The organism is Bacillus nakamurai (genome assembly GCF_001584325.1).
Classification (GTDB): Bacteria; Bacillota; Bacilli; order Bacillales; family Bacillaceae; genus Bacillus; species Bacillus nakamurai.
This window is the reverse complement of the sequence record NZ_LSAZ01000041.1, coordinates 148,751-169,904: the sequence shown is the minus strand read 5'-3', so window position 1 is coordinate 169,904 and position 21,154 is coordinate 148,751. Positions and strand designations below refer to the sequence as shown.

General features: G+C 48.1%; 21 protein-coding genes. All 21 read right to left on the bottom strand.

Annotated elements, in window-relative coordinates:
• Positions 1-76: 76 nt before the first annotated feature.
• Positions 77-712, bottom strand: coding sequence for an orotate phosphoribosyltransferase (gene pyrE / locus AXI59_RS16005; protein WP_061528713.1), 636 nt, complete (start codon positions 710-712; stop codon positions 77-79).
• Entirely contained in the window at positions 709-1,428 is a 720-nt protein-coding gene (gene pyrF / locus AXI59_RS16000) for an orotidine-5'-phosphate decarboxylase (RefSeq protein ID WP_061528712.1), read from the bottom strand. Before pyrF ends, pyrE begins: the two co-directional genes overlap by 4 nt.
• Positions 1,397-2,332, bottom strand: coding sequence for a dihydroorotate dehydrogenase (locus tag AXI59_RS15995; protein ID WP_061528711.1), 936 nt, complete (start codon positions 2,330-2,332; stop codon positions 1,397-1,399). Before AXI59_RS15995 ends, pyrF begins: the two co-directional genes overlap by 32 nt.
• Positions 2,332-3,102: a dihydroorotate dehydrogenase electron transfer subunit gene (locus tag AXI59_RS15990; RefSeq protein WP_061528710.1), complete on the bottom strand. Its 771-nt coding sequence runs from the start codon at positions 3,100-3,102 to the stop codon at positions 2,332-2,334. The genes AXI59_RS15995 and AXI59_RS15990 overlap by 1 nt, the downstream gene beginning before the upstream one ends.
• On the bottom strand, positions 3,099-6,314 hold the full coding sequence (gene carB, locus AXI59_RS15985) for a carbamoyl-phosphate synthase (glutamine-hydrolyzing) large subunit (protein WP_061528709.1): 3,216 nt from the start codon (positions 6,312-6,314) through the stop codon (positions 3,099-3,101). Before carB ends, AXI59_RS15990 begins: the two co-directional genes overlap by 4 nt.
• A complete protein-coding gene (locus AXI59_RS15980) occupies positions 6,299-7,393 on the bottom strand; it encodes a carbamoyl phosphate synthase small subunit (protein WP_061528708.1) in 1,095 nt (364 codons plus the stop codon). Before AXI59_RS15980 ends, carB begins: the two co-directional genes overlap by 16 nt.
• Positions 7,390-8,676, bottom strand: a complete 1,287-nt coding sequence (locus AXI59_RS15975; RefSeq protein ID WP_061528707.1) for a dihydroorotase — start codon at positions 8,674-8,676, stop codon at positions 7,390-7,392. The genes AXI59_RS15980 and AXI59_RS15975 overlap by 4 nt, the downstream gene beginning before the upstream one ends.
• On the bottom strand, positions 8,660-9,574 hold the full coding sequence (locus AXI59_RS15970) for an aspartate carbamoyltransferase catalytic subunit (protein WP_061528706.1): 915 nt from the start codon (positions 9,572-9,574) through the stop codon (positions 8,660-8,662). The genes AXI59_RS15975 and AXI59_RS15970 overlap by 17 nt, the downstream gene beginning before the upstream one ends.
• Before the next feature lie 142 nt (positions 9,575-9,716).
• Positions 9,717-11,024: a uracil permease PyrP gene (gene pyrP / locus AXI59_RS15965; protein WP_061520452.1), complete on the bottom strand. Its 1,308-nt coding sequence runs from the start codon at positions 11,022-11,024 to the stop codon at positions 9,717-9,719.
• Positions 11,025-11,195: 171 nt separating this feature from the next.
• Entirely contained in the window at positions 11,196-11,741 is a 546-nt protein-coding gene (gene pyrR / locus AXI59_RS15960) for a bifunctional pyrimidine operon transcriptional regulator/uracil phosphoribosyltransferase (protein WP_061520810.1), read from the bottom strand.
• Between the two features lie 183 nt (positions 11,742-11,924).
• A complete protein-coding gene (locus tag AXI59_RS15955) occupies positions 11,925-12,839 on the bottom strand; it encodes an RluA family pseudouridine synthase (RefSeq protein WP_061528705.1) in 915 nt (304 codons plus the stop codon).
• Position 12,840: 1 nt separating this feature from the next.
• A complete protein-coding gene (gene lspA / locus AXI59_RS15950; protein ID WP_061520450.1) occupies positions 12,841-13,302 on the bottom strand; it encodes a signal peptidase II in 462 nt (153 codons plus the stop codon).
• Between the two features lie 113 nt (positions 13,303-13,415).
• Positions 13,416-13,787, bottom strand: coding sequence for a TraR/DksA family transcriptional regulator (locus AXI59_RS15945; protein WP_061520449.1), 372 nt, complete (start codon positions 13,785-13,787; stop codon positions 13,416-13,418).
• 149 nt (positions 13,788-13,936) lie between these two features.
• The gene (gene ileS / locus AXI59_RS15940) at positions 13,937-16,702 is read right to left on the bottom strand and encodes an isoleucine--tRNA ligase (RefSeq protein ID WP_061528704.1); all 2,766 of its coding nucleotides are present in this window, start codon (positions 16,700-16,702) and stop codon (positions 13,937-13,939) included.
• 341 nt (positions 16,703-17,043) lie between these two features.
• Positions 17,044-17,538, bottom strand: a complete 495-nt coding sequence (gene divIVA / locus AXI59_RS15935; RefSeq protein ID WP_061520447.1) for a septum site-determining protein DivIVA — start codon at positions 17,536-17,538, stop codon at positions 17,044-17,046.
• A gap of 94 nt (positions 17,539-17,632) precedes the next feature.
• Positions 17,633-18,403: a YlmH family RNA-binding protein gene (locus tag AXI59_RS15930; RefSeq protein WP_061528703.1), complete on the bottom strand. Its 771-nt coding sequence runs from the start codon at positions 18,401-18,403 to the stop codon at positions 17,633-17,635.
• Between the two features lie 58 nt (positions 18,404-18,461).
• Positions 18,462-18,740, bottom strand: a complete 279-nt coding sequence (locus tag AXI59_RS15925) for a YggT family protein (protein WP_003154408.1) — start codon at positions 18,738-18,740, stop codon at positions 18,462-18,464.
• 6 nt (positions 18,741-18,746) lie between these two features.
• The gene (gene sepF, locus AXI59_RS15920) at positions 18,747-19,205 is read right to left on the bottom strand and encodes a cell division protein SepF (RefSeq protein WP_061520445.1); all 459 of its coding nucleotides are present in this window, start codon (positions 19,203-19,205) and stop codon (positions 18,747-18,749) included.
• Positions 19,202-19,894, bottom strand: coding sequence for a YggS family pyridoxal phosphate-dependent enzyme (locus AXI59_RS15915; protein ID WP_061528702.1), 693 nt, complete (start codon positions 19,892-19,894; stop codon positions 19,202-19,204). The genes sepF and AXI59_RS15915 overlap by 4 nt, the downstream gene beginning before the upstream one ends.
• Before the next feature lie 6 nt (positions 19,895-19,900).
• Positions 19,901-20,737, bottom strand: coding sequence for a peptidoglycan editing factor PgeF (gene pgeF, locus AXI59_RS15910; RefSeq protein ID WP_061528701.1), 837 nt, complete (start codon positions 20,735-20,737; stop codon positions 19,901-19,903).
• Positions 20,738-20,891: 154 nt separating this feature from the next.
• The gene (locus tag AXI59_RS15905; protein WP_061520809.1) at positions 20,892-21,143 is read right to left on the bottom strand and encodes a YlmC/YmxH family sporulation protein; all 252 of its coding nucleotides are present in this window, start codon (positions 21,141-21,143) and stop codon (positions 20,892-20,894) included.
• Positions 21,144-21,154 lie beyond the last annotated feature (11 nt).

Below are 21,154 nucleotides of genomic sequence, written 5' to 3'. Positions count from 1 at the left end.
TAGCACAATTCTAACAAAAGTCAACCCGAGTTTTTTGATAGGAATAATAAAAACAGGCCCTGCGGCCTGTTTTCGCTCAATTATTTTTAAACCAATCTTTTGACTCGGGATTCTTTTTCCACGCTTTCAGCTTTTCGAGGTCATCTGAATGAATCGTTCCGTTTTCAAGCGCCACTTCCGTCAGCGTGTCATAGTCCGTTAATGAATAATACGGCAGCCGCGCTTTCTCAAATGCTTCCCTCGCTTTCGGAAGCCCGTATGTGAAAATGGAGATGACGCCGAGAACGTCCGCGCCCTCTCTTTGAAGAGCCGCCGCTGCCTCAAGCACGCTGCCTCCCGTGGAAATTAAGTCTTCGATCACAACTGTTTTTTGCCCTTTTTTGAGGGCGCCTTCGATTTGATTTCCCTTGCCGTGCGCTTTCGGCTTGCTTCTGACGTAGCACATCGGCACATTCAAACGGTCTGCCAGAAGCGCGGCATGCGGAATGCCGGCCGTCGCTGTTCCCGCGACCATCTCAGCTTCCGTAAAATGCTCTTTTAAAAGCTTGCTCAGACCATCTGCCACATCATTTCTCACTTCCGGAAACGACAGTGTCAGACGGTTGTCGCAATAGATCGGGGATAATATGCCGCTCGCCCAAGTAAACGGCTCATTCGGGCGCAGAAATACAGCTTCAATGTTTAATAGATGTTTTGCGATGGTTTGTTTCATTGGCAAACACCCTCCCATTCCAGTTTAATTGATTGATACGCTTTGACGGGGTTTTCCGCTTTTGTAATGGACCGGCCCACTACAATGGCTGACGATCCGTTTTCTCTTGCGAAAGCGGATGTCGCCACACGGACTTGGTCGTCTGCTGCATCTTGCGACATGCGAATGCCTGGCGTGACGGTCAGAAATGACGGGCGGACCGTTTCATAAATGGCTTTTGCCTCATGAACCGAGCATACCACTCCGTCAAGCCCGCTCTCTTCCGCCATCTTGCTGTAATGCACAACCGTTTCTAAAAGCGGTTTTTGAAGCAGAAGCTCTTCCTGCGCCATTTGCTCAGAGGTGCTTGTCAGCTGGGTGACTGCAATCAAAGACGGCCTTTTTTTGCCGGCCGGTGCGCCTTCTTCCAGTCCCTCGAGAGCGGCCCGCATCATTTGCGCGCCGCCTGCGGCATGCACGTTCACAAGATCAACGCCGAGGCTCGCAAGCCGTTTCATCGCCTTGTTTACGGTTGTCGGAATGTCGTGGAGCTTTAAATCTAAAAACAATTCACAATTCCGTTCTTTTAATTGCTGAATGATGGCGGGCCCTTCTTGATAAAAAAGCTCCATCCCCACTTTGACAAACAGCCTCTCTTTTTGAAATAGATCTAAAAAAGCAAGCGTCTCGTCAGCTGATGCAAAATCAAGCGCGATGATAGGCAGGTTGTTTTTCATGTTTCCAGCTCCTTCCGATGCATTCAGTTACAGATTGAAAGCCGTATTGGCGCAGCACACGTGGGAGCTGTTCAATGATCTCAGGGCAGACAAAAGGATTGACAAAGTTAGCCGTGCCGACGGCAACCGCACTCGCCCCCGCCAGAAGAAATTCCAATGCGTCTTCTTCCGTCTGGATGCCGCCCATCCCAATGATCGGAATGTTTACAGCCTGACTGACTTCATAAACCATCCGAATGGCGACCGGTTTGATTGCCGGGCCAGACAGCCCGCCCGTTTTATTTGCTAAAATCGGCCTGCCGGTTTTTAAATCAAGCCTCATCCCGACAAGTGTATTGATCATCGTCAATCCGTCAGCTCCGGCCGCTTCAATCGCCTTTGCAATTTCAGTGATGTTTGCGACGTTCGGGGACAGCTTGACATACACAGGCACTGCGGAAACCTCTTTCACCGCTTTTGTCAGCTCGGCAGCCATCAGAGGATCTGTGCCAAAAGCGATTCCGCCTGTTTTGACGTTCGGGCATGAGATGTTGAGCTCAAGCGCGTGCACATTCGGCGCGTTGCTGATATGCTCTGCCACTTCCCTATAGTCTTCAACCTGAGAGCCGGCCACATTTGCGATGATCGGCGTATCAAATTGCTCCAGCCAAGGCAGCTCATGCTCCAGCACGTGCTGAAGACCGGGATTTTGCAGTCCGATCGCGTTCAGCATTCCTGCGCCGGTCTCCGCCACTCTCGGCGTCGGATTCCCGAAGCGCGCTTCTTTCGTGGTCGCTTTAATCATGATCGCACCTAGGCATGACAAATCGTAAAACCGTGCATATTCTTTTCCGAAGCCGAAACAGCCGGAAGCGGGAATGATCGGATTCTTTAAATGAAGACCCGGCAAATTCACTTCTAACATTACAGCGCCACCTCCTCAGCTTTAAATACCGGCCCGTCGAGACATACTTTGACATATGATGTATCGCTTTCGTCAGTGCGGCACACACAGGCGAAGCACGCTCCGATGCCGCAGCCCATCCGCTCCTCCATTGAAAGATAAACCTCTTTATGGGCGTACTGCTGCTTTAATGCCTTCAGCATCGGGGTCGGCCCGCAGCTGAGAAGGACGTCAAATTCGAGCTGCTTTTGGTTAATGACATCCGTCACAAACCCTTTTTCCCCATGTGTCCCGTCAGCCGTCGCCACATAGGTGTCTCCGTATCTGAGGCATTCTTGTTCGTAAAAGACATCCTTTGCCGACTGGAATCCTAACACATGGATAACGTTTACTCCTTTTTCCGTAAGACGCTTTGACAGTTCCTGCAAAGGCGGAACCCCGACCCCGCCCCCGACTAACAGGGCGGTTTTTCCGGATTCAATCTGTCGAACGGGGAATCCGTTCCCGAGAGGGCCGAGCACATCAATCCTGCTGCCTTCTTGCTTCTGAGACAAAAGGCGCGTTCCCTCACCGTCTGCCCGGTAAATAATTGTTACTTCATTCGCTGCAAAATTGACGTCTGCGATGCTGATCGGCCTTCTTAAAAGCGGCGTGACCCCGTCACTTACCTTTAGATGAAGAAATTGTCCCGGCTCCGTAAAGTGCTGAACATGCTCTCCTTTCAGCACCATTTGGTAGATTCGGTCGGCAATCTGGCGGTTGGATCGAACAGTCAAATGCGCTTTTTTCATATCGTAACAGCTGCCTTCTGATTCGTTTCCGCTGCCGGCATATGGTCCGCTCTGAATGTCATGCTTTCCAATACTCGCAAAATCGCTTCGGCCGTGTCTAACGACGTCAGGCAGGCCACACCGTTTTCCACAGATTCACGGCGGATTCTGAAGCCGTCCCTTGCCGGCTGTTTGCCCTTTGTCAGCGTATTGATGACAAATTGCGCTTCCCCGTTTCTGATGACGTCAAGCAGGTTCTGGCCTTTTTCACCGATTTTCCCGACAACCTGAGCCGGAATGGCAGCGACTTTCAAATATGCAGCCGTTCCTTCCGTCGCCAAAATCTTATATCCGATCGCATGGAAGCGTTTGGCGATCAAAAGTCCTTCTTCCTTATCTTTATCAGCAACCGTCAGCAAAACAGATCCGTAATTCGGGATTTGAATGCCTGAGGCAATCAGCCCTTTATAAAGCGCCTTTTCGACTGTTGAATCCTTGCCCATCACTTCTCCGGTCGACTTCATTTCAGGTCCTAACGTAATATCAACTCTTCTCAGCTTCGCGAATGAGAAGACAGGCACTTTGACGAATACTCCCTGCTGTTCAGGCTGCAATCCTTCTTGATAGCCAAAGTCTGCAAGCTTTTGGCCGAGAATGACCTTTGTCGCAAGGTTTGCCATCGGAATCTTTGTGATTTTGCTTAAAAACGGCACGGTTCTGCTTGATCTCGGATTCACCTCAAGCACATACACTTCACCTTGTGACAGTACGAATTGGATGTTCAGCAAGCCGACGATGTTGAGTCCTTTCGCCAAAGCCACCGTGTACTGTTCAATTTTTTGTTTAATTTCTTCGCTTAAAGACTGCGGCGGATAGACGGCAATCGAATCCCCTGAATGGACGCCGGCCCGCTCGATATGTTCCATAATTCCCGGGATGACGACTGTTTCGCCGTCTGATACGGCATCCACTTCGATTTCTTTACCCGTCAAATAGCGGTCGATTAAGACCGGATGCTGCGGGTTGATTTTCACCGCGTTTTCCATATAGTGAAGAAGTTCGTCTTCGTGATAGACGATCTCCATCGCCCGGCCGCCAAGTACATATGAAGGACGGACAAGAACCGGATAGCCGATGGCCGCGGCAATTTTGACCGCTTCGTTAACTGACACAGCTGTTTTTCCGAGCGGCTGCGGCACGTTCAGCGCCTCAAGCGCCTGCTCGAACTTATCGCGGTCTTCCGCACGGTCTAAATCCTCAAGTGATGTGCCGAGGATTTTGACGCCGCGGGCGCTAAGCTCCTCAGCAAGGTTGATGGCCGTCTGGCCTCCGAATTGGACGACAACGCCTTCCGGCTGTTCCAAATCGATGATGTGCATGACATCTTCAACCGTCAGCGGTTCAAAATACAGCTTATCTGAAATGCTGAAATCAGTTGACACCGTCTCAGGGTTGTTATTGATGATAATTGCTTCATAACCGGCTTGTTTAATCGCCCACACAGAATGAACAGTCGCATAATCGAATTCAACGCCCTGTCCGATGCGAATCGGTCCTGATCCGAGGACGACGACGCTTTTTCTTGAAGTAACGGCCGACTCATTTTCTTCCTCATACGTGCTGTAGAAGTACGGGGTTTCAGATTCAAATTCCGCCGCACATGTATCTACCATTTTAAATACCGGCAGGATTGATGACTGTTTTCTCAGATTGTACAGCTCTGATTCCGGCATGTTCCATTCCCGGCTGATATATTTGTCGGAGAAACCGAGTTCTTTTGCTGTCTGTAAGACTGTAAGGCTGCCTTTATTTGCTTTCAGCTCGTTTTCAAACACGGCCAGCTTGTGCAGCTTGTGCAAAAAGAATACGTCGATGGCAGAAAACTCATGAAGCTGTTCAACTGTGTAGCCTCTTCTGAAAGCCTCAGCGAGATAAAACAGCCGCTCATCTCCCGCCTTTCTGATCCGTTTTTCCAAAAGCCCGTCAGAAATCTCCTCCGCATCTTTCAATTCCAGATGGTAGACGTCAGCTTCCAGTGAGCGGACGGCTTTTAAAAGCGATTCCTCAAGCGTGCGGCCGATGGCCATTACTTCTCCCGTCGCTTTCATTTGTGTGCCGAGTCTGCGGTTTGCCGATTCGAATTTATCAAACGGCCAGCGCGGGATTTTGGAGACGACATAGTCAAGCGCAGGTTCAAATGCCGCGTATGTTTTACCTGTTACAGGGTTCATCATTTCATCGAGAGAAAGGCCGACTGCGATTTTAGCTGCCAATTTTGCGATCGGATAACCCGTTGCTTTTGAGGCGAGGGCAGATGACCGGCTGACCCGCGGGTTTACTTCTATAATGTAATATTGGAAGCTGTCAGGATCTAACGCCAGCTGAACGTTACAGCCGCCTTCGATGCCGAGCGCGCGGATGAGCTTTAATGAGACGTTTCGCAGCAGCTGGTACTCCCGATCGCTCAAAGTCTGGCTCGGAGCGACAACGATGCTGTCTCCCGTATGGATGCCGACCGGATCGATATTTTCCATGTTGCAGACAACGATCGCATGATCTCTGTTGTCTCTCATCACTTCATATTCGATTTCTTTGAAGCCGGCGATGCTTTTTTCAAGCAGGCATTGGTGAACCGGGCTCAGTTTTAATCCGTTTTCTACGATTTCCTTCAGTTCCGTTTCGTTCGAGCAGATACCGCCGCCCGTTCCGCCCAATGTATAAGCCGGACGCACGATGACAGGGAACCCGATGCGGCTGACAAAATCCTCAGCTTCTTGTAAAGAGTGAATAATATCACTTTCCGGCACGGGTTCATTCAGCTCATTCATCAGCGTGCGGAACAAATCCCTGTCTTCTGCCTGCTGGATGGCTGACAGCTTCGTGCCGAGCACTTCCACACCGCATTCTTCAAGGACGCCGAGTTCAAATAGCTCCACGGCAAGGTTCAGGCCGGTCTGGCCGCCCAATGTCGGCAGGATGGCATCAGGACGTTCTTTTCTGATAATACGGGTGAGAAATTCAGGCGTCAGCGGCTCGATGTATACCCGATCGGCCATTTCTGTATCGGTCATGATAGTGGCTGGGTTTGAATTGACGAGAATAACTTCATAGCCTTCTTCTTTTAATGCAAGACACGCCTGCGTGCCCGCATAATCAAATTCTGCCGCCTGGCCGATAACAATCGGGCCAGATCCGATCACTAATATCTTCTTAATATCTACGCGTTTTGGCATACCGCTTCCCCTTCTTTCTCTGTTGTTTCGATCATGTCGATGAATCTGTCAAACAAGTGATTGGCATCTTCCGGGCCTGGTGAAGCTTCGGGATGGTATTGAACCGTAAATGCCGGCAATGTTTTATGCTTCAGCCCTTCGATTGTGTCATCATTTATCGCGACATGTGTCACTTCAAGCTCTGTCTCATCAATGGAAGAGACCGTGTAGCCGTGGTTTTGGGCAGTCAAAGCAACTTTTCCTGTCGCAAGCTCTTTTACCGGATGGTTGGAGCCCCTGTGTCCGAATTTCATTTTTTCTGTATCCGCTCCGGATGCCAGTGCAAATAATTGGTGGCCGAGACAGATTCCGAATAAAGGCACTTTTCTGAGTATTCCTTTTATCATTTCAATCGCTTCCGGGACATCTTTCGGATCTCCGGGTCCGTTAGAAAGCATGACGCCGTCCGGCTTTAATTGAAGCACTTCCTCTGCCGTTACATTGTAAGGCACAACGATGACGTCGCATTTCCGTTTGTTTAATTCTCTTAAAATGCCGTGCTTCATGCCGAAATCAACTAACACGATGCGTTTGCCTCGGCCCGGGCTCGGATAAGCCGTTTTTGCTGACACTTGCGCGACTTGGTTTCTCGGAAGTTTGGTTTCTTTCAGCCGTGTCAGAACCGCTTCCACATCCTCATCACATGAAGCAAACGTTCCTTTTAATGCACCGGCTGTACGGATCATTCTTGTGAGCTTTCTTGTATCAATCCCTTGTAAACCCGGGATATTTTTCATTTTTAAATATTCATCAAGTGTATAAGCTGATCTCCAGTTGGAAGGCAGTTCGCATAACTCTTTTACAATGAGCCCTTTTACAAACGGTGTAATGGATTCAAAGTCATCCCGGTTAATGCCGTAGTTGCCGATTAGGGGATACGTCAGCGTAACGATCTGTCCGCAGTAAGAAGGGTCTGACAAAATTTCCTGATAACCGGTCATTCCGGTGTTGAATACGACTTCACCCGCGGTATGTTCCAGGCTTCCGAATGCTTTCCCCTCAAATACCGCTCCATTTTCCAGTACTAGTCTTCTTTTCATTTGACGAGTCTCCCTTCTTCATATGCAAGCTTCCCGGCTGCAATTGTCGTGACAGGCCAGCCGAAACATTTAATCTTGTTGAATGGCGTGTTTTTCCCTTTTGATAAAAATGTATCTTTGTCTATAGCAGCTTCTTTGTCCAGGTCAATGAGGGTAATATCCGCTGCCGCACCCGGTTTCAGTGTCCCGTACGGAAGGTTAAACGCTTCGCAAGGTTTTTTCGTCATATAGTCTGTGAGCTGCTTCAGCGACCAAGATCCGTTTTTTACGAAGTGTGTGTATAAAAGCGGGAAGGCCGTTTCTAAGCCGACGATTCCGAACGGCGCAAGCTTCATGTCCGTGTTTTTCTCTTCTTCTGTATGCGGCGCATGGTCAGTCGCGATGAAATCAATTGTGCCGTCTGTCAGCCCTTCAATCAGTGCTTCTTTGTCTTCTTTGCCTCGAAGCGGCGGATTCATTTTATAGTTGGTATCAAGCCCCGGAATATCCTCGTCACAAAGAAGCAGATGGTGCGGCGACACTTCGGCCGTAACGCGGATCCCAGCCTTTTTAGCGTCTCTTACGACTCTGACGGATTCTTTCGTGCTGATATGGCACACATGGTAGTGGCAGCCCGCAGCTTCTGCAAGCAGCACATCACGGGCGATGTGGACGGATTCACATATAGAAGGAATCCCGTTCAGACCTTTTGCTTTTGAGAAAACACCTTCGTGCACGCTTCCCCCGTAAATAAGGGAGTTGTCTTCACAATGGGCGACAATCGCTTTATCCGCAGCTGCAGCCCGCTTCATTGCTTCATACATCATTCCCGCAGTCTGGACACCGACACCGTCATCTGTGAAGGCAAACGCGCCTGCTTCTTTCAGCGCCTCAAAATTTGTCATTTCTTCGCCAATTTGTCTGATCGTGATGGATGCGTACGGAAGCACCCTGACAGATGCGGTTTCTTGAATGCGGTTTTGGAGCCATTCCATTTGCTCTTTCGTGTCCGGCACGGGTCTTGTATTCGGCATGGCGGCGACTGTTGTAAATCCGCCCCGCGCCGCAGCCTTCGAGCCTGTTTCAATGGTTTCTTTTTTCTCCCCGCCCGGCTCTCTGAAGTGCACGTGGAGATCGACAAGCCCCGGAGATACGAACAGCCCTTCAGCGTCGATCACCGTTTCCCCGTCTTTTGCTGTCAGACTGCCGATTTCAGTAATGACCTCCCCAGCCACACGGATATCCTGCTCGATTCTTTCACCATTTTCGTTTAACATCCAGCCGTTTTTAATGAGATAAGACATACGACGCTTCTCCCCTTTTCACATTTGTTTTCAGTGCTCTCTTTAATACAGCCATTCTGATAAACACACCGTTTTCCATTTGTTTAAAAATTCTTGATTTTCCGCATTCCACTAATGTTGTGTCAATTTCAACTCCTCTGTTCACCGGCGCGGGATGCATGATGATCGCATGCGGCTTCATGTTTTCAGCCCGCTTTACCGTCAGCCCGAATTTTTCCAAGTATCCTTGTTGATCGGATTCCATTTGGTGCCTTTCATTTTGAATGCGGAGCAGCATGACGACATCTGATGCGGCAATTGCTTCATCCGTTTGGACGCAGGTGCCGAACGTGTTTTCTGCATCTTGCCATTCCGGAGGCCCTGAAAACAGAACGTGCGCGCCCAGTCTTGACAGCACCTCGGCATTAGACCTGGCCACCCTGCTGTGTTTAATATCGCCGTGAATGGAAACCGTCAGGCCCTTAAAGCTCTGGAATTCCTCTTGTATCGTCATTAAATCGAGCAATGATTGGGTCGGATGCTGGCCGCAGCCGTCTCCCGCATTTAAGATCGGAATATTGACTTTGTCTGCCAAATCCTTGTAGTATTCATCTTCTCTGTGCCTGATAACGCAGGCGTCGACACCGATAGATTCAAGCGTTCTGATTGTATCGTATAAGGTCTCGCCTTTTTGAACGCTTGTGCTCGTTCCATCTAAATTCAGAACGTTCATGCCGAGTTTTTTTTCCGCAACCTCAAAGCTGAACCGTGTTCTCGTACTTGGTTCGAAAAACAAATTCGCAATGAATTTACCTGCCAGATCCGCGCGTGCTGTTCCCTCTTTGATCGCTTTTGCTTCACGCAGCAGTTCTTCGATCTCAGCAGTGCTAAGTTCGCTCATCGTCGTTAAATGATTCATGTTTTTTCCCCTTCCGTTTCAACTTGAAGGCCGTAAAAAACACCCCGGTCTCTGGACTCGGGGTGCGGTTAAAGAGAGAAGCAGCGTACAGCTTCTTCCCGTCATAACCCTTCCAAGCCTCTCTGGACTTTCTTTAAAAGGTTTAAATATGATCCTGTTCTGAGACGTCAGCCTCTTCTTCCTTTGCGTGCGGCAGAATCAGGTTGAGGATGACTCCGACGATTGCCGCCAGCGCCATGCCCGATACTTGAAAGCCGCCTTTAGATACTTGAATGAAAGCACCGCCTACGCCGATAACGAGGATGACGGATGTAATAATTAAATTTCTGTTGTTTTCATAGTCAATTTTGTTGTCAATCAGCATTCTCAAACCGCTGGACGCGATAATTCCGAAGAGCAGGAAGGAAACGCCTCCCATGACCGCGGACGGAACTGAGCTGATCAGCGCAGATACTTTGCCGACAAACCCGAAGCAGACTGCGATGACACCCGCGCCTCCGATGACAAAGACGCTGAAAACTCTCGTTATAGCCAGTACACCGATGTTTTCGCCGTATGTCGTTGTCGGCGGGCCCCCGATTAATGAAGCCATAATCGTCGCTGCACTGTCCCCCATAATTGAGCGGTGCAGCCCCGGTTTCTTAATGAAATCTTGTCCGACAACTTTACTGAGCACCATTTGGTGGCCGATATGCTCTGACATCGTTACGAAAGCAACCGGCACCATCGCCGCAGCAATCCCGAGTGTCACAGACGGCGTATAGTCCTTAAACGGAATGATGAACTCGGGGGCGGCAAACCATTTGGCATCAATGACGGGCTGGAAATCGACAATGCCTTGTGTAAGAGCGAACAGATACCCGCCTATGATGCCGATCAGCACCGGTATCAGGCTTAAAAATCCCCGTAAAAAGATGGCGCAGATGATGGTAATCGCCAAGGTGACGCCGGCTACACTGAAGTGCTTTAAGCTGTAGACGAGCTCCTTCGCATTCGGGTCCGCGTACATCGCCATGTTAACGGCCGTACTTGCCAGCCCGAGACCGATGACGATAATGACGGGTCCGACGACGACCGGCGGCAGCAGCTTCATCAGCCACCCCGTTCCAAGCTGCCTGATAAGCAGCGCGATCAAGCCGTACACGATTCCCGCCAGGAAAGCGCCGACCATGGCCGCCCCCGGCCCTCCCGTTGCTTTCACCAATATAATCGGAGAAATAAAGGCAAATGATGATCCTAGATAAGCAGGAATCTGGCCTTTTGTAATCAAGAGATAAGCGAGTGTCCCGATTCCGCTCGTGACAAGCGCCACTGCCGGACTCATTCCGACCAGTTTCGGAACGAGGATCGTTGAGCCGAACATGGCGAATAAATGCTGCAGGCTGAATGACAGCCAGGACAATGGGTTTGGGACATCCCTGACTCCCAGATTTACTTTTTTTTTACTCATGGCGTTTCCTCCTGATTGACGTCTCTTTAAAATGACTCTCAAATGGTATAAAAAAACCTCTTTGCTTTTTGCGCAAAGAGGCATACACAGTCCGGCCGCGTCATTACGCCCGGCTTTTGTGCGTTAGAAATCCTCTTTGCAAACTCTCTGGAATGCATTTAAAAAGGTGCTTTATTCATTTTCATATATGGCGACCATATCAGTTTGATCGACTTCGCTCAGCTGAACCATCACTTTTTCAGCTTTTGAGGTCGGAATATTTTTTCCGATATAATCCGCTCTGATCGGCAGCTCCCGGTGTCCTCTGTCAACAAGCACGGCAAGCTGTATGGATGACGGGCGCCCTACATCAACGAGAGCATCCATCGCCGCTCTTACTGTCCGTCCCGTATAAAGCACGTCATCGACCACAATGACCTTTTGGTCGGTAATGTCGGTCGGAATGTCGGCTCCTTTCACAAGCGGCTCTTCATTGCTCGTTTTTTTCGAAAGATCGTCACGGTACAGGGTAATGTCAATTTCCCCGACGGTCACGGGATTTCCTTCAATCTGCTCAATCCGTTCAGCAAGCCGTTTCGCTAAATAAATGCCTCTAGTTTTAATTCCGACAAGAATACAGTCATTCATTCCTTTATTCCGCTCGATCATTTCATGGGCAATCCTTGTTAATGCCCTTCTGATCGCCTGCTCGTCAAGAATAACAGCTTTTTGATTCACGCGTGACACCTCTCCATTCGTATATAAGAAGAAAAACCCCTCCTGCCAGAGCATAGAGGGGTTCCTTTCAGGACGAAACACATATATATCTTCCGTCCTATCCGTTATCCTTCTCAGCCTCTCTGGACTGTGTTAAAGAATCTATTCAGCTTTGTTTTATTATTTCAGAAAAGAAACTTGCTGTCAACGGCTATTTCTCAAATTTTCGATGAGTTTTTGCATATCTTCCGGCAACGGCGCTTCGAATTCCATATATTCGTCTGTCCGCGGATGCTGAAAGCCCAATACTCCCGCATGGAGCGCCTGGCCGTTAAAATCAATGGTTTTTCTCGGCCCGTATTTCGGATCTCCCGCTAAAGGGAAGCCGATATACTTCATATGAACCCGGATCTGATGCGTTCTTCCTGTCTCAAGGCGGCACTCTACAAGCGTGAAGTCATCAAATCGCTCCAGCACGTGGAAATGCGTGACGGCATTTTTGCTGCCTTCTCTCGTAACGGTCATGCTTTGGCGGTCTTTTTTATCTCTTCCGATCGGTGCGTCAATGGTCCCGTCATCATGAGAAATGATTCCGTGGACAACCGCTATGTATTTCCGGGTAACAGTTTTATTGACGAGCTGATTGACAAGTGATTCATGCGCCATATCATTTTTTGCGACCATTAACAGGCCTGAGGTGTCTTTGTCAATGCGGTGAACGATTCCGGGCCTCATGACGCCGTTTATGCCGGAAAGGTCATTGCAGTGCGCCATCAGGCCATTTACAAGCGTCCCCGTCACATGGCCGGGTGCCGGGTGAACGACCATGCCCCGCGGTTTATTCACGACCAACACGTCTTGGTCCTCATAATAAATATCCAAGTCCATAGGCTCGGCAAGCACGTCCAGCTCTTCGGGTTCAGGGACGGTCACCGTCACTTGGTCGCCGGGCTGCATTTTATAGTTTGCTTTCACTGACTTTCCGTTAACGGACACAAGGCCTTCCTTTACCCATTGCTGCACCTGGGTGCGTGACCAGTTTTCACCGGATGAAGCCAAAAATTTATCAATCCGCTCGCTTTTTTGTTCAGGCTGAGCGGTTATGTCAAATTGATTCATGTTATTGCTCCTTCTTTTTCCCGCTGTCAAACAGCATATGAATAAATAAAAGTATCACGCCGACACACAATGAAGAGTCCGCGATATTAAAAATCGGGTAATGATAATTAACGATGATGACATGGATAAAATCCACTACTTCCTGACGCGCCGCCCGGTCAATAAAGTTTCCGACAGCGCCTCCCAGCATTAAACCGAGAGAAATCCCGAGTAAAATCTGCCCTTTTGCATAACGCTGTATGTAATAAACGATACCGATGATCACGGCGACAGTAATCAAGTAGAAAAACCACATCTGGCCGGCTAAAATGCCCCATGCCGCCCCTGTGTTCCGATGCGAGGTGATATACAGCACCTGATCGATGACAGGTATGCTTTGTCCCAATTCCATATGGTTTACGACAAGCCATTTCGTCAATTGATCGGCTATGATAATTAAAAGAGCGATAAGATAATAAAGCACACACGTTCCTCCATTATACAGTTACTTTTATCCTTTATGAATTTTATCAATAAAAGATGCAGGAGTAAAGGCAGATCATCAGGCTCCGGGAAAACGCACGGAAACAGACGCTGTCATTCATACAGCGCCTGATCATATGCATACATCTCGGGCTCCCAGTAAGGAAGGGTTTTCTTTTCAAATTGGGCGGGATAATAAAAATCATCAGCGGTCCGCGCCGTCGGCAAAACCGCAAGCTTTTCAATCGGAATGGGGGCGCCGGTTTTTTCACAATAACCGAATGTATTGTTTTCAAATTTAGACAGCGCAAGAAGAACGTCCTGCAGTTCTTCTTTAATATGAAAGATCAGAGTTGCTTTTTGATTGTTTATTGAAGGTTCAACAGATGCTGACATTTGAAAGCAAGAATACTCAAATAATCTTGACTGGAGTTCTTCTTTCATCATGAGAAGCTCCGTATGGATTGCGGTCAGTTGATCATTCATTCATCACAACTCCTGCTCTTTGAGGTTATACCTCTATTGTTGCCCCCGCCGCCTCATCTGAAGCCCATAAGATTTTTCCTATCGTTCTAATCGATGACATTGCTGGCATGAAAAAAACGCCCGGTTCACACCGGGCGCTTACAAAACCATTATTTTTGATAATATTTTTCCACGATTTCCGCATTTCGGAGCGACAATGTCGGATACTTCGGATTGGCCCCGACATCTTTGGAAATCACACGGGACCGTTCACACATTTGGCCCTCCGCTTTTTTTACAGTTATTTTCCCTGTATCAAAGCTTTGCGCTTCATCCGGCGCTTCATTTTCATCTTTCACCGTCAGTTCAGAAACGATAAACAGCTGTGCTGTATTTTCTTTAATGGATGACAGCAGGTCACGATTTTCTTTGTTCGGATATAACGTCAGGCTCGCTTCCAATGATTTTCCGATAATTTTTTCGTTACGGGCTGTTTCTAACGCTTTTAACACGTCATTGCGCAGCTCCATGAAACGGTCAAATTTATCCTCAGTCGCTTCACTGTCAGGAACAGAGATCGTTTCCGGCATATCTGTCAGCTGAACGCTCGGTTCTTCGACAAATGATAAATGAGACCACATTTCGTCAGCCGTATGCGGCAGAATCGGCGCCGTCAGCTTCACTAACGCAAGCAGAGTTTCATAAAAAACCGTCTGCATGCTGCGGCGGTCCGGATGATCCGCATGCTCGATGTACACCACATCTTTTGCAAAGTCAAGATAGAAAGAGCTGAGCTCGATCGTGCAGAAGTTATGAATGCTGTGATATACAACCGCAAATTCATATTCATCATATGCTTTTTTCACTTTGTCAATCAGCTTGTTCAGTTTGATCAGCATATACTGATCCACTTCCCGAAGGTCTTTTACATCAACGGCGTTGACGCTCGGATTGAAGTCAAACAGGTTGCCGTGAAGGAAACGGAACGTGTTGCGGATTTTACGGTATACTTCTGCGACTTGTTTCAAAATATCCTCAGAAACCGGGTGATCGGCCTGATAGTTTACTGATGATACCCATAAGCGTAAAATCTCCGCTCCAAGCTGTCTAGCGATCTTTGTCGGATCAATGGTGTTGCCGAGTGATTTACTCATTTTTCTGCCGTTTGCATCAAGTGTGAAGCCGTGGCTTAAGACACCTTTATAAGGTGCATGGCCTGTGACGGCAACTGCGGTAGAAAGGGATGAGTTAAACCAGCCGCGGTATTGGTCTGACCCTTCAAGGTATAAATCAGCCGGACGGACGAGATCATCGCGTTCTTCAAGCACAGCCTGATGCGAAGAACCGGAATCAAACCATACATCCATGATGTCTTGTTCTTTCGTGAAGATGCCGTTCGGGCTTCCCGGATGTGTAAATCCTTCCGGCAGCAAGTCTTTTGCTTCTTTTTCAAACCAGATGTTTGAGCCATGTTTTTTGAACAGCTCTGAAACGTGTTCAATTGTTTCGTCAGTGATAACAGGCTCGCCATTTTCAGCATAAAATACCGGAATCGGCACACCCCAGACACGCTGTCTTGAAATACACCAGTCGCCGCGGTCGCGCACCATGTTGTAAAGACGCTGTTCGCCCCACTCAGGCACCCATTTTGTTTTTTTGATGGCATCAAGCAGGTCAGATCTGAAATCTTTAATAGACGCGAACCATTGGGCAGTCGCTCTGAAAATGGTCGGTTTTTTTGTTCTCCAGTCGTGCGGATAGGAGTGCGTAATGAATTCGAGCTTCAACAGCGCGCCATTTTCTTCAAGCTTCTCAGTGATCGGCTTGTTTGCTTTATCATAAAACATGCCTTCAAAACCAGGTGCTTCGTCAGTCATGTTCCCTTTTTCATCAACAGGGCAAAGAACCTCTAAGCCGTATTTTTGGCCGACGATAAAGTCATCTTCCCCGTGGCCCGGAGCAGTATGGACACAGCCCGTTCCGGCATCTGTTGTCACGTGCTCACCGAGCATGACGAGTGAATCTCTGCCGTACAGCGGATGTTCCGCAATAATATGTTCCAATTCTCTTCCTTTGTATGAGGCGATAACTTCCGGGTTCTCAAAACCGCATGCTTGGGCCACGTTTTCGATTAAATCAGTTGCGACGACATAACGTTTGTCTCCGGCTTTGATGACGCTGTATTCTAACTCCGGATGAACGGAAATTCCGAGGTTGGCAGGCATCGTCCATGGCGTTGTCGTCCAGATGATGAAGCGTTCTCCGTTTTCAAGAACGCCTTTTCCGTCTTTCACGTTAAACGCCACATAAATAGATGGAGAGCGTTTGTCCTGATATTCAATTTCCGCTTCTGCCAGAGCGGATTCACTTGAAGGAGACCAGTTAACAGGCTTCAGGCCTTTATAAATGTAGCCTCTTTTTGCCATCTCACCGAAAACGCGGATTTGCTGCGCTTCAAATTCAGGCTGCAGCGTGACATAAGGGTTTTCCCAGTCTCCTCTGACGCCGAGGCGCTTGAACTGTTCGCGCTGTCCTTCGATCTGCTGCCATGCATATTCTTCACAAAGCTTGCGGAAATCAGCAACGGACATTTCTTTCCGGTTTACTTTTTTGTTTTTCGTCAGCGCCGTTTCAATCGGCAGCCCGTGTGTATCCCAGCCCGGCACGTACGGGGCATTGTAGCCGCTCATTGATTTATAGCGGACGATAAAGTCTTTCAGGATTTTGTTCAGGGCATGGCCCATATGGATGTCTCCGTTTGCATACGGAGGTCCGTCATGCAGCACAAATTTCGGGCGGTCTTTCGTCCGTTCTTGAACAAGGCGGTAAATGTCCTGTTCTTCCCATTGTTTTTGCATGTCCGGTTCACGATTCGGCAGATTTCCTCTCATCGGAAAATCTGTTTTCGGCATCAGCAGCGTATCTTTGTAATCCATCTTCATTCCTCCACAACATTTTTCAGAAAATAAAAAAAGCCCTCTCATCCCATAAGGGACGAGAAAGCTTATCTCGCGGTACCACCCTTTTAGAAAAAGCGGCATATCCCGCCTTTTCCTCTCGAGCATCGTAACGTGATGGAACGTCCTTTCCTACTGTAAGTTCAGAAAGGAAACTAAAGGGCTGATCCACATGATTCCGGCCATCCCGGGCTTCCACCTTCCCCGGTTCGCTTTATAGCCTTTTTGAGTCATGACGGTCCCTTTCAATCGTCTTTTCATCTGAATTTATGAACGTATTATATTCGAATGGCCCTGAGAATGTCAAGAAAATCAGAAAATTATTCTTTTTCCTCAAATACCGCATCGACTTCGTATTCAAGCAGATGATCCCAATCATCATTTTTCAAAAGGTCGAGCTGCGCTTCAATCAGCATTTGGAAACGGGTTCTGAACACTTTTGACTGTTTTTTCAGCTCTTCAATTTCCATTGCGATTTTTCTTGATTTGGACAGCGATTCGTTAATGATGCGGTCAGCATTTTTTTCCGCTTCACGGACAATCAGCTTCGCCTCTTTCTGCGAGTTGCGTTTGACGTCTTCTGCGGCCTCTTGCGCCACGAGGATTGATTTATTCAGTGTTTCTTCAATATTGGCAAAGTGTCCGATTCTTTCGTCAAGCTCATTCACTTTCGCTTCAAGCTCCGCTTTTTTCCGGAGTGCGATTTCATAATCTTTTCTGACTTGCATTAAAAATTCATTGACTTCATCTTCATCATATCCGCGAAAACCTTTTGTAAACGTTTTGTTATGGATATCATTTGGCGTTAATGGCATATTGCCACCTCCATTTTTACATTTCAGTACGATTATCTAGTTCACATTATAAAACAAATACGGCACAGATGGAGAAAAAAACTGAAAAAACGACTCATTTTTGCCGTTCAAAAGTGACTTTCCACTTGTCTTTTTTCGTTTTTCCCTCAATTTTTGTCAAACTGCATCGGCCGAAGCCCCGAATGGAAAGCATGTCCCCTTCAGCAACCTGGTAGGACGGGTCCTCAACGGCTTTCCAATTGACCTTGACGAGTCCGTTTTTCACAAGCGCCTGCGCCTTTTGCCGGGATTGCCGGCTCATTGAGGCGCAAACGGCGTCGAGGCGCAATGAAGAAACCGTGTCATCTCTTATTTCGACATCCGAAGCGGGAATGTGAAGATCGGCGAGCGCAATTTTCTCAAGCTTTACCGGGGCTTTGCCCGCTTTGGTGAGCTGGACGCTGACAAAATCGGCAATTTCCCCGGAGACGATAAGCTGCACCGCTTTTTCCGAAAATACTAAATCGCCGAATTTCTGCCGCTTTAATCCGATCCCCATTAAAGATCCGAGAAGAGAGCGGTGGTCGATGCTGACGAATTTTTCAGCGTATTGAACCTCGAAAGCCTGGAGCTCAAAATCATCCAGTTCCGGCTCAATATAATCAGGGTATAATATCGCCCGTTTGCGCTCGGCCCGGTCATATCCCCCGAAAAACGCGAGTCCGCAGGCTTCACCGATAACAGCTTTTACAATCACCTGTTCCCGCGGATCTAAAAAATCAGTCAGTTTCAGCCGATACTGCTCCAGGACTATCTGTTTCCATTCAAGCGCCTGATCGATAAAAGGCCGCTCGTCCTTTCTGAAGTGCTGGTAAATATCGCTCATGTTCTTTCCTTTCTATGTAAAGAGGCTTGGCCGGTGCCAAGCCTGTATCAAACTGTCATTACGTATACATTGCGATCATGCGGTATAGGCCCCAAAGTCCTGTCGTGGCAAACCGAAGCACGATGATGGCAACAATCGGGGATATATCCAGCATGGCAATCGGCGGAATGATCCTTCTGAACGGCTCTAAATACGGCTCGCAAATTGCTGCGAGAAACCGACCGACTGCCGTTTCCCTCGTACTCGGCACCCATGACATAAAAATATAAATAATCAGGGCAAACGAGTAGATGTAAATTAAATAGCTCAGAACGGAAAAAATTTGATAAAGAATCATCCTGCTTTACCACCTCTGATGTTCGTCTTCAGATATGAGCTCCGAAATCGTGCCGGATACGTCAACATTATCAGGCGTGCACAGAAAGATATCTGAACCGATTCTTTGAATGTCGCCGCCGATGGCGTAGACAGTCCCGCTTAAAAAGTCGACGATTCTTTTCGCCTGATCATGCTGAATGCGCTGAAGATTGACGACAACTGCCCGCCTGTTCTTTAAATGATCGGCGATTTCCTGCGCTTCCGCATATACGCGCGGCTCACTCAACACCACTTTAGAGGATTTCTGAACACTTTGCAAGCTTACCACGTTTTGCTTGCCGGCCGTCTTTTGAGCGTAGGCAGGCTGTTTTTCTTTTTGCTGATCATGCTCTTCCGGATGATCCTGCTCGGTTTCGATATATTCGTACTCGTACTCCTCCTCATCCATTGAGAAAAAGTTTTTCAGTTTATTTTTCATGCTCACTTGTTTACACCCCCTGTTTCATTTCCGACTAATAAGGAGCCGATTCTGATAAATGTAGCGCCCTCTTCAACAGCAATTTCATAATCATTTGACATGCCCATTGACAGCTCCCGGCACGGTGCGTTCGCCTGGTTCAGCCCCTGCACACGGCCGCGGAGGTCCCGTAATTCCCGAAAACAGGCTCTGATCAATTCTTTATCGTCTGTCAGCGGAGCCATTGTCATCAGGCCCTCTACAGAGATGTTTGTAAACCCTGAAAGCTCCCTGATAAAGGGGATGACCTCTTCTGTTTTCATACCGTGTTTAGACGGTTCAAGCGATGTATTCACCTGCACAAAGCAGCGTACCTTATCTGAAGCGCGTTTTTCAATCTCTTTTGCCAAGGACAGTCTGTCTAAGGAATGAATATAAGATACGCGGTCAACGACAGACTTCACTTTTCTTGACTGAAGACTGCCGATAAAATGCCAATCCGGATTCCCCGTGATGACATCCTGCTTGCGGGCAAGCTCAGCATCCCGATTTTCTCCCAGGCTTGTAATTCCTGCATCAACGGCCTCCTGAGCCCTTTCTGTTGATACATATTTTGTAACAGCGATGATGGTCACATCCTCAGGGCTTCGGCCCGATCTGTTACATGCTTCGTTTATTCTTTCGTTTATATGTCGTAATTGATCAGCAACACGCAAGATTACTTATGCCTCCTTCATTCCGATAAAGGACATCATGCGTCCCGTTTTTCCTTTGTCGCGGCGGTGTGAAAAGAAAAGATCACGCTCTGTTTCCGTGCATAAACCGCTGACAGAAATGTTTTCTTCCGGAATGCCGCAATGTGTCAGAAGTAGACGGTTGACCTCTTTTAAGTCGAGCTTATATTGGCCTGCGCCCGTTTCACATACGGCTGATTCAGCCGAAAAAGGCAGCGCCCGGACTTCATTTATGACACGGTCATCTACGGTGTAGCACCCGCCGCTGATGGACGGGCCGATGACAGCCTGAATATCAGATACGCGGGAGCCTTCCTCGTCTGTCCAGCGTTCTGTCATGATGCGCCCAATTTGTTTGACGGTTCCCTTCCATCCGGCATGGGCAGAGCCGATAAGGGAATTCACAGGGTCATAAAAATACAAAGGCACACAGTCGGCAAAACACAGAGCCAAAAAGACGTCTTTATCTTTTGTGTAGAGCCCGTCCGTCCTGCGAAATGCAGCGGAGTAGTCCCTCGCTCCTTTTCCTCTGTCCCCGGCTGTCACTTTTTGAATGCGGTTTTCATGTGTCTGATCGGCAAATACCCAGGAATCCAGCTCAGAGCCGCATAAAGACGCGACGATTTCACGATTTTTAACGACATCACAAGCTTCATCACGGACATGCAACCCTGTATTTAACGATTCATACGGCGGATTGCTGACACCGCCGTTTTTCGTTGTAAATCCGGCGATGACCTTTGTGTTATGCTGATTCGCACGGTTCCAGTCTTGTATCATGAGTGCCGAGGGGGTGGTAAAACTAAACGGGTGATATGTATTCATGAAGATCCAACCTTTCGACAATCATTAAAAAAGCGTAATTTCCCACTCATTTTACCACAATTTAAAGCATTCGTTTAGCGGCTGACTTTAAAATGAATGAAATAAATGTGCCGGAAACATTGAGATTTCCGGCATTTTACAAGTAAAGGGCCGATCATGCTGAGCCCTTTGGTTCGTTTACACGCACTAAGATGACATCTTCTCCGATTTTAACTATATTTCGCCAAGGAATGACCATTTCCTCTTCTTTTCCGAAAAAACCGAGAACTTTTCCGCTGCCCCCTAAAATGATCGCCTGAATTTTACCCGTTGTGACATTAATGTCGATGTCACCGATGCTTCCGAGTTTTTTTCCGTTTGAAACGTTCACCACATCTTTTATTTGAAATTCTGAAATGCTGATCATCCGCATCACGT